We start from the raw sequence: 9,738 nt of genomic DNA, 5'->3' as shown, positions 1-9,738 counted from the left end.
AGCAGACCAGTTGTTGAAGATGAAGAGTTCAACTTCGATGATCTAGAGTGCCAGAGTTTGGTGAAGAAGATGCGAAGGCATCCATGGCTGAAGAGCCAGCAGAGCCGGAAGTGGCAGCTCAACCAGAGCAACCAGTTGTTGAAGATGAAGAGTTCAACTTCGATGAGCTAGAGTTGCCAGAGTTTGGTGAAGAAGACGCAATGGCATCAATGGCTGAAGAGCCAGTAGAGCAGGACGTTGAAGAGCAATCCGAACAGGATGCATTGTTTGACATGTTTGCTCAGCCAAGCGAAACGGTAGCTCCAGAGTTTTCGGCGCCATCTGAACCGGAAGTGTCTGATTTTGATGAAGCTGCAATGGCGAATCTACTTTCTGAAGACAGTATGGATTCAGAAACCTTCGATACTGATTTGGACAGTGACACCATAGCAAGCGCAGGCATGGATATTGAGGCTATGCTTGACGTTGGTGATGATTGGGATGGTTTCAAACTTTCTCCTGAAACTGAGTACCCTTCTCGTGGGGAGGAAGTGCCAGAAGATGAGCGTGAGGTTTGGAGTTCATCAGAGGCACTTGAGCAACCAAGAATCACCGAAGAAAACTGGGGTGAGCAAGAAGACCTTACCGACTTTGACCCTAAGAAAAATCAGTTCATGACGATTGACGAATTGATGGCTCAAGTGGATAAAGATGGTGGTGAATTTGAAGAACAAGATCTCAAACTTGATGTTGGTTTGAACGAGTTTCCTGATGTGATTGGTGATAATGGTGATGTCGACGTAGATACTAACGCAGAAGCGGCAGGTAAGCTTGACCTTGCAAAAATCTACCTAGAGATGAATGACCCGCAAGGTGCGGTCAAACTGCTAGAGGAAGCCATTGTTTACGGTGAAGATGATATTCGCCGCGAAGCGAAAGGACTCATCGACGCCATCAACGGTCGATAAACAAAAAATGGGTAGCAAACGCTGCCCATTTTTGTATCTGGAAGGACTTACGTATATACTTCCCGCCCCATTTTAGAGTTCGAAGGTTAAAATGAGAATCGCATTAGGTATCGAATATAACGGTACAAATTACTTTGGTTGGCAACGCCAAAGAGAAGTGAAAAGTGTCCAAGAAGAGCTAGAAAAAGCACTCTCTGTTGTCGCGAACCACCCTGTAGAAGTGCAGTGTGCTGGTCGTACAGATGCTGGTGTGCACGGCACAGGTCAAGTTGTTCACTTCGACACCAACGTAAGTCGAAAAATGGTTGCTTGGACAATGGGTGCAAATGCGAACATGCCAAGCGATATTGCTGTCCGTTGGGCGGTAGAAGTACCTGACGACTTCCATGCTCGATTCTCAGCAACTGCACGTCGTTACCGCTACATCATCTTCAATCATGCATTGCGTCCAGGTATCTTAAATTCGGGTGTGAGTCATTACCACGGTGATTTGGACGAGAAAAAAATGCACGAAGCTGGGCAGTACTTACTCGGTGAAAATGACTTCAGCTCATTTCGTGCTGCGCATTGTCAATCATTGAGCCCTTGCCGCAACATGATGCATCTCAATGTAACCCGTCATGGTGATTATGTTGTTATCGACATTAAAGCCAATGCTTTTGTTCACCATATGGTTCGCAATATTACTGGCAGCTTGATTAAAGTAGGCCGCGGTGAAGAAAAACCAGAGTGGATTAAGTCACTTTTAGAAGCGAAAGACCGCAAGTTAGCAGGAGCGACAGCAAAGGCGGAAGGTCTGTATCTGGTAGATGTGGACTATCCAGAAGAGTTTGGATTACCAAGAGTGCCGATCGGCCCCTTATTTTTGCCAGATAATTTGAACTAAATTCACGAACTTAATTCAAAATATCGGTACTTTAGAAGAGATCGCCGCGATAACCATTGTTGCGTCACCTGTATCAAAAATAGGTACAACCAGTTTTTTATCTACAGTCGCGGCAAGATATGTTTTAATCCGTCCGTAATATTCCGAATTTATATCTTTCGCAATGAAGCGGAAGAGTTGAGAGAAAAGGTCTTCCATGAGTTGGCTTGAAAAGATTTTAGAGAAAAGCAACCTTGTAAGTTCACGCAAAGCTTCTATCCCTGAAGGTGTGTGGACTAAATGTACATCTTGTGAGCAGGTGCTATACCATGCTGAACTTGAACGTAACCTAGAAGTTTGTCCTAAGTGTAACCACCACATGCGTATGAAAGCGCGTCGTCGTTTGGAAACTTTCCTAGACGAAGGTGAGCGCGTCGAGCTAGGTACAGAGTTTGAGCCGCAAGATAAACTGAAGTTTAAAGATTCCAAGCGCTACAAAGAGCGCATCTCTGCTGCTCAAAAGAACAGTGGTGAGAAAGATGCATTGGTTGTGATGCAGGGCGAACTGCTAGGCATGCCGCTTGTAGCGTGTGCGTTTGAATTCTCTTTCATGGGTGGTTCAATGGGTTCAGTTGTAGGTGCGCGCTTTGTAAAAGCGGTAGATGCTGCAATTGAAAACAACTGTGCGCTTGTTTGTTTCTCTGCAAGTGGTGGTGCGCGTATGCAGGAGGCGCTTATGTCTCTAATGCAAATGGCGAAAACCAGTGCTGCACTTGAACGCCTTTCTGAGAAAGGTCTGCCATTCATCTCTGTACTTACAGATCCAACAATGGGTGGCGTATCAGCAAGTTTGGCGATGCTAGGTGACATCAATATTGGTGAACCTAAAGCGCTGATTGGCTTTGCTGGTCGTCGTGTTATCGAGCAGACTGTACGTGAAGATCTTCCTGAAGGCTTCCAGCGTAGTGAGTTCCTTCTGGAGCACGGTGCGATTGATATGATCGTTGACCGTCGTGAAATGCGTCAGCGTGTGGGTGGTCTAGTGGCTAAGCTAACTAACCACAAATCTCCTATGGTGGTTTCGGTTAACGAATCTCCAAATGAAGAGCCATATTCTGTACCAGAAGCGGACGAAAAAGGGTAAAGTATCAACTAACATAAAAACCAAAGAAATTAATGGTTAAAGTTAGATGACCCAAAACTCTATTCCTCAAGCCACATCCCCTCTAGCGGTGTGGCTTGATTATTTAACAAAACTCCACACTTCAGCAATCGACCTTGGCTTAGACCGCGTTCAAGCGGTAGCACAAAAAGCCAACCTCACTAAACCAGCTCCTACTGTGATTACTGTTGCCGGCACCAATGGCAAGGGTTCAACCTGTGCGCTGATGGAAGCCATTCTATTGGACGCTGGCTACTCAGTCGGTGTGTACAGCTCACCACACCTTATTCGCTACAACGAGCGTGTTCGTATCAATGGCCTTGATGCCGATGACAGCAAACACTGTGAAGCGTTCGACTACATCGAAAAACAGCGCGGCGAGATCAGCCTAAGCTTGTTTGAATTCGGTACGTTAGCTGCTCTTCGTATTTTTCAAGTAGAGAAGGTGGATGTGGTTCTGCTAGAAGTTGGCCTTGGAGGTCGCTTGGACGCGACCAACGTGGTTGACCATGACGTGTCAGTTATCACTAGTTTGGCCATTGACCATGTTGACTGGCTAGGTGATGACATCAATGTGATCGGTTTTGAGAAAGCTGGCATTTACCGCGCGGGTAAACCTGCGATTTGTGGTCAACCAACGCCACCTGCATCGGTTGCTGCACACGCTGATGATATCGGCGCGGAATTCTACCAAGTTGGTATTCAATTCGATTACCACCTAACTGACAATGGTTGGAAGTGGTGTAGTGGTGCGTTCGGTCTTGATGATCTTCCGCTTCCTTCTCTGCCTTTACCAAATGCAGCTACTGCTTTAATGGCTCTCGGTGCTTCAGAATTGCAAATCACTGACATTAACATCGTTAATGGCTTGAATAATGCACGCCTAGCTGGCCGAATGCAGGTTCTGCAAAACAGTCCTGAAATCGTACTTGATGTTGCACATAACCCTCATTCAGCAGAATACTTAGTTGAGAAGGTAAAGCGCCAATACGCAGATAAAAACATCCACGTAGTGGTGGCGATGCTGCACGATAAAGACATCAAGGCAACAATCGAAGCGTTAAGCTCAATTGCTACACAATGGTATCCGTCATCGCTGACTGGCCCACGAGCGGCTACAGCAGAGGAACTATGCCAACACTTACCTCAAGGTCAAGTTCAGTTCCAAACGCCAGTAGAAGCGTTTGAGGACGCGAAAATACACGCGACTCAAGACGATGTCATTCTGGTGGTTGGATCCTTCCATACTGTGGGTGAAGTGTTGGAGCATTGGCAATCAAATAATGAGTAATCAAAGGTAATTTGATGGCAAGTAAATTCCAGAGTCGTTTAGTCGGCACCATCATTCTAGTCGCTGTAGGGGTTATCGTCCTTCCAGACGTACTAGATGGGAAGAAACTCCACTACAAAGAAGAGTTTGCCAGTATTCCTATTAAGCCTGAACTTGATAGCGATGTGGAAAACTTCGAAATTTTAAAACCTGTCGAAGATGATATTTCACTGCCTGACTCTCCAGTGACGGCGACAGTGAATGATTCAGAAGTCGTTGAAGCGGCGGTAGTTGAGCCGAATCAAACGACTGGGACACAGTCAGAAGAAACGAAACAGCCTGAACAGGTGGAAGTCGCAGTTCGACCGATTGAAGAAAAAAATCAATATGAAGATTCAGCCTGGATCATTCAGTTGATGGCTCTGAAAAATCATGAGAATGCAGTTGCACTAGTAGAGGATTTACAGAAGCGTGGTTACCAAGCTCATGTGAAAAAAGAGAAAACCTTTACTCGTGTGATTGTTGGCCCTGATGTATCAAAAAGTAAACTTGAACGACAGGTCAAGGAATTACAAAAAATTACAGGCTCAAAAGGTCAATTGCTTAAATTTAAGCCATTAAATCCATAAGAAAACGTTTGCGTCAGCATTTTTTCTGTTAAAATGCGCGCCAACTTAAGATGAAGAAAACATGAATTGGTTAGATTTTGTCATTTTAGGTGTGATCGGATTTTCAGCTCTGATCAGTTTAGTTCGCGGTTTTGCTAAAGAAGCTTTGTCTTTGGTGATTTGGTTTGGAGCATTTTTTATCTCCAGCAACTACTACGCCAAATTGGCGGTGTACTTCACCAACATCGAAGACGAAATGTTTCGAAACGGAGCCGCAATTGCGGCGTTATTCGTCGCAACCTTAGTGGTTGGTGCAGTGGTGAATTACGTCATTGGTCAACTGGTACAAAAAACAGGACTGTCCGGCACCGATCGAATTCTTGGTGTTGTGTTTGGTGGTTTACGTGGAGTACTGATTGTTTCTGCGGTGCTGTTTTTTATGGATGCGTTTACTGCATTCCCAAGCTCGGATTGGTGGAAAGAGTCACAGTTGGTCCCAGAGTTCAGCCGTATCATCGCCCCATTCTTCGAGCACTTACAAGCAACATCAAGTTTTTTGTCTGGCACTATCTAGTAGTGCCAGCTACTGTCGCAAATCGAGGATTAGGACATGTGTGGTATTGTTGGAATCGTGGGCACAACGCCTGTAAACCAGTCTATTTATGACGCGTTAACGGTGTTACAGCATCGTGGCCAAGATGCCGCTGGTATTTGTACCATAGAAAGCAATCGTTTTCGTCTGCGTAAGGCGAACGGTTTAGTGAAGGATGTGTTTGAAGCCAAACACATGCAGCGCTTGCAAGGTGAGGTGGGTATTGGACATGTACGCTACCCAACTGCAGGCAGCTCAAGTGCCTCAGAAGCTCAACCTTTCTACGTAAACTCTCCTTTCGGTATTACACTTGCCCACAACGGGAACCTGACTAACGCGCACGAAGTTCGTCAGAAACTGTTTGAAAAAGACCGCCGCCACATTAACACCACCTCAGATTCTGAGGTCTTACTTAACGTATTGGCTCATGAAATCGACACAGTGAAGGGGAACGTTACTTCAGAAGATGTGTTCCGCGCTGTAACAAATGTACATCGTACAATCCGTGGTGCTTATGCCGTCGCTGCAATGATCATTGGGCACGGTATGATTGCATTTCGTGACCCACATGGAATCCGTCCACTTTGCCTTGGTAAGCGCGAAGAGAATGGCAAAACAGAATACATGGTGGCTTCAGAATCAGTAGCGTTAGATGCGGTTGGTTTTGATTTTGTACGTGACGTTGCACCAGGTGAAGCAATTTACGCAACGTTCGATGGTGAGTTGTTTACTAAGCAATGTGCTGACAATCCTAAGCTTAATCCATGTATCTTTGAGTTTGTTTACTTTGCTCGCCCAGATTCATTTATCGATAAAATTTCTGTTTACAGCGCACGCGTTGAGATGGGTAAGAAACTCGGTGAACGCATCAGCGAAGACTACGCAGATCTCGATATCGATGTTGTTATCCCAATTCCAGAAACTTCTTGTGACATTGCTTTGCAAATTGCTCAAGCGATCGACAAACCATACCGCCAAGGTTTTGTGAAAAACCGTTATGTCGGCCGTACCTTTATCATGCCGGGTCAGCAGCAGCGTAAGAAATCTGTGCGCCGTAAGTTGAATGCGATTCGCTCTGAGTTTAAAGGCAAAAACGTACTACTTGTTGACGATTCTATCGTGCGTGGCACAACGTCTGAGCAGATCATTGAAATGGCGCGTGACTCGGGTGCGAATAAAGTATTTATGGTTTCTGCAGCACCTGAAGTTCGTTTCCCGAACGTATATGGTATTGACATGCCAAGTGCAACAGAATTGATTGCTCACGGTCGCGACAACGAGACCATTTGTAAGCAAATTGGTGCAGACGCGCTTATTTATCAGCGCCTTGATGATTTAGTTGAGGCGGTTGGCCTAGGTAACCAAGACATTGCTCAGTTCGATACCTCAGTATTTAACGGCGAATACGTTACTGGTGATATAGATCAGCAATATCTCGATTTCTTAGATGGTATGCGTAATGATGATGCGAAGACGGAACGCGAAATTCAACAAGATTTAGCGAACCTTGAACTGCATAATGAAGGCGCATAATTAGGGTCTGTTGACCTTTTGAGCTGATTTTTGCAGCAGTTTGTGGATTCTTTATACAAGGCAGAGGCTTTGAAATGTAGTTGCCCTACCTGATAAGCCGATAACGCAGTAGAAAGGAGCCACAAACGCTGCCCGAAGGGTTCGGCTAGGCGCCCCCTTCGGGCAGCGTTTTACTCTTTGTTGAGAGGATTTTGCTTAGAATAACTAGGCTACAAACCTCTCGCCGCGATTAAAACGCTTTTGACTAGGCGTCCCCATCCGAACAAAATTTAACCGCAAAAGGTCAACAGACCCTAGCGACTTCTTAAGAAATAAAAAACCAGAGCGAAGGCTCTGGTTTTTTTATGGCTCTTGACTTAGTGAATGTTGTAAGCAATCACGAAATCAATGAATAAGCGCACTTTTTCAGGAAGGTGGTCTTTGTGGTTGTAAAGCATGTAGATATCACGCGGGTTTGCGCTCCAATCTGGCAGAACGCGAACTAAATCACCACTCTCAATAAATTCTTTGATCATCACGTCAGGCATTAGGGTAATACCAAGGCTGTCTGAACAAGCGCTACGAACAACATTTAGCGCGTTAGCTTGGAAGCGACCTCGCTCGATGTTAACGACAGATTCACCCTTGCTGTTAATCAACGTCCACTTAAGAAGAGGGTGCCCTTTAAGTAGCGAGTGATTGCTAAGTTCTTCTGCATGAGTTGGGGCCGGGTTTGCAGATAAGTAGTCGGGACTAGCGACTAAAATATCTTTAACTTCGCCGATCTTACGTGCAATTAGACTTGAATCACGTTGAGGGCCTACACGGAAAATAACATCCCATTCGGTCGGATCAAGTTGATCTGCATTGCTTTCAGTTGTCAGTTCAATATTGATATCTGGGTACTGGCGCATAAAACCATTGAACATCGGCATCATCATGCGCTTAGTCAGATTATATGGCGCGGATATCTTTATCTTGCCAGACGCACCGCGGCATTCGTCGGTGATCTCTTCAGCAGCAGAAGTAAGGCGTTGAAGAAGGGGAGAACACTCATGATAAAAACGTTCTCCGGCTTCTGTTAGAGACAGTTTTCGCGCATGGCGGTTTAACAGTCGCAAGTTAACCGAATCTTCTAGCGCCTGAATACGTCGGGTGATGGTTGCCACCGGAATCATGGTCTTACGCGAAGTTGCGGTATAGCTCCCATTTTCGACAACTAATCGAAACAGGTTCAAATCATCTAATTTCATATTTCCAGACACTTTAAATTACCGTTTTTGGCTAATTTATAATTAACTTTGTGATCAAAGTTTGCTTTAAGTCAACATGTTGCATCATTTCAACACACGAGACATAGCTGAGTAAATACTGATAAAACATGCAATATTTGTATAAAACTCATTTTAAGGCTACGGTTTATAACAAGGTGAAAGGGCCTGATGTCTTGCTGCGCAACGTTTCGTGAGACGTAAATATAACAAAAATAATGACTTATTAATTTGTTTTTTGACTGAGCTTTGTGAGGTGTAAAGGTATGTATAAGACTCACAGTCAAACAGCAATAGCCTCGGCGCAAGAAGCGGTTAATCAGAAACTGATCATGTTAGTGGACGACGATCCGATTTTTCGCAAAGTGACTAGTGCTTATTTGGAAAGTCAGGGATTTAAGGTAGTAGAAGCTGAAAACGGGCTAGAAGCACTGCAACAACTTCGAAATAATGATCCCGACGTTATATTGTGTGATTTATCAATGCCAGTGCTCGATGGTATTGAGTTCGTCGAAGAGGTTAGTCTAGAGTATCCATCACTACCCCTTATTGTAGTTTCTGCTACCAATGAGATGTCAGATGTTGCGAAAGCCTTAAGGTTTGGAATAAAAGATTTCTTACCCAAACCCATTAGTAATTATGAACATCTCTATCAAGCAGTTGAAAACACCCTAGAGGATTCTGATTGTCATTTTTCAGAGCAACGCGATTTTTCAAGCCAGTGGTTCCGAGTTGATGATGGCGGTGAGATGCCAGATGAACAGGAATTGCATTGGCACTTAGAGTATCTGCAAAACAACCCAAGCGCCGCTCGTGATCTGCTGCATGCTTTGCTGCCAGAGAAAGATACCACCCAAGGTGATTGGAAGTGTTCGTATAGGTTGCTGCAATCCACTGACGTTATGCCTTTGGTATTTGATTATCGATGGTTGATGAATGGTCAGTTTGCATTTTACTTGGTGGATTCTGCTTCTCAGTCAGATAAAGGGGTAGCGACAACACTCCTTATTCGAGCTTTATTTGATGATTACCTGAGGAACCTGAAGAGCTTTAGTGCTGACCTTAAAGACCTTGTCGAGATTATTGAAAAGGGCATTCAGTGTTCAGAGTGTGCAGCGCCAGTCAATGCGGTATTTGGTGTGGCGGATCTGGCTTCTTCTTCAATATCGATACTACCAGCAGGCTTAGACAGCCAATGGATCAATGGCAATATGAACCACCATGTACCAGCTGGATTGAGTTTAGGAGAGGGAAGTGTGAAGAACTTCGTTACCAAAGATCTAACCATTAACACCAATGGTCAGCTTTCAATAGGTTGTATCGGATCTTCAAGCTTTAGCCTCAGTATCATTCAGATGAGTCGGCTTATTTAGTTGTGGGAGTATATTTATACTGAAACGGCGCATTGCGCCGTTTTTTGTTGGTTCGTATCCGGCTTCTTATTCTATAAACCCTTACTTTTTGTTGGTGTTTAGCATTTGCTGTTTAAGGTATAGTCATCGCTTAAAACA

The 9,738-nt window shown here is 44.7% G+C and carries 8 protein-coding genes and 1 pseudogene; 8 read left to right on the top strand and 1 reads right to left on the bottom strand.

All coding sequences use genetic code 11. The features are described 5' to 3' along the window. The 7 genes and pseudogenes from B853_RS10500 to purF form a co-directional block, all read left to right on the top strand. Positions 1-947: pseudogene (locus B853_RS10500) on the top strand (FimV/HubP family polar landmark protein); the annotation flags it as partial. A gap of 91 nt (positions 948-1,038) precedes the next feature. Further along, positions 1,039-1,833 (top strand): tRNA pseudouridine(38-40) synthase TruA, encoded by a 795-nt coding sequence (truA, locus tag B853_RS10495; RefSeq protein ID WP_010449526.1) that lies wholly within the window; start codon positions 1,039-1,041, stop codon positions 1,831-1,833. 196 nt (positions 1,834-2,029) lie between these two features. Next, complete coding sequence (gene accD / locus B853_RS10485; protein WP_038887054.1) at positions 2,030-2,956, top strand: acetyl-CoA carboxylase, carboxyltransferase subunit beta; 927 nt, start codon at positions 2,030-2,032, stop codon at positions 2,954-2,956. A gap of 46 nt (positions 2,957-3,002) precedes the next feature. Beyond that, positions 3,003-4,265 carry a bifunctional tetrahydrofolate synthase/dihydrofolate synthase gene (gene folC, locus B853_RS10480; RefSeq protein ID WP_038887052.1) on the top strand — a complete coding sequence of 421 codons (1,263 nt, stop codon included), beginning with the start codon at positions 3,003-3,005 and terminating at the stop codon, positions 4,263-4,265. Positions 4,266-4,279: 14 nt separating this feature from the next. After that, complete coding sequence (locus B853_RS10475; protein WP_038887050.1) at positions 4,280-4,873, top strand: SPOR domain-containing protein; 594 nt, start codon at positions 4,280-4,282, stop codon at positions 4,871-4,873. Positions 4,874-4,934: 61 nt separating this feature from the next. After that, on the top strand, positions 4,935-5,426 hold the full coding sequence (locus tag B853_RS10470) for a CvpA family protein (RefSeq protein ID WP_009842584.1): 492 nt from the start codon (positions 4,935-4,937) through the stop codon (positions 5,424-5,426). Positions 5,427-5,462: 36 nt separating this feature from the next. Further along, positions 5,463-6,977 (top strand): amidophosphoribosyltransferase, encoded by a 1,515-nt coding sequence (purF, locus tag B853_RS10465; protein WP_010449512.1) that lies wholly within the window; start codon positions 5,463-5,465, stop codon positions 6,975-6,977. Between the two features lie 356 nt (positions 6,978-7,333). Here the strand turns inward: purF and B853_RS10455 are convergent, their stop codons facing one another. Then, positions 7,334-8,209, bottom strand: coding sequence for a LysR family transcriptional regulator (locus B853_RS10455; RefSeq protein WP_010449511.1), 876 nt, complete (start codon positions 8,207-8,209; stop codon positions 7,334-7,336). Between the two features lie 284 nt (positions 8,210-8,493). Here B853_RS10455 and B853_RS10450 point away from each other — a divergent pair, with 284 nt between their 5' ends. Continuing rightward, positions 8,494-9,600, top strand: coding sequence for a response regulator (locus B853_RS10450; protein WP_038884270.1), 1,107 nt, complete (start codon positions 8,494-8,496; stop codon positions 9,598-9,600). Positions 9,601-9,738 lie beyond the last annotated feature (138 nt).

It is taken from the genome of Vibrio rotiferianus CAIM 577 = LMG 21460 (genome assembly GCF_002741985.1).
GTDB lineage: Bacteria > Pseudomonadota > Gammaproteobacteria > Enterobacterales > Vibrionaceae > Vibrio > Vibrio rotiferianus.
Note: the sequence above shows the minus strand (reverse complement) of the source record. Positions and strands in the feature narration are given on the sequence as shown.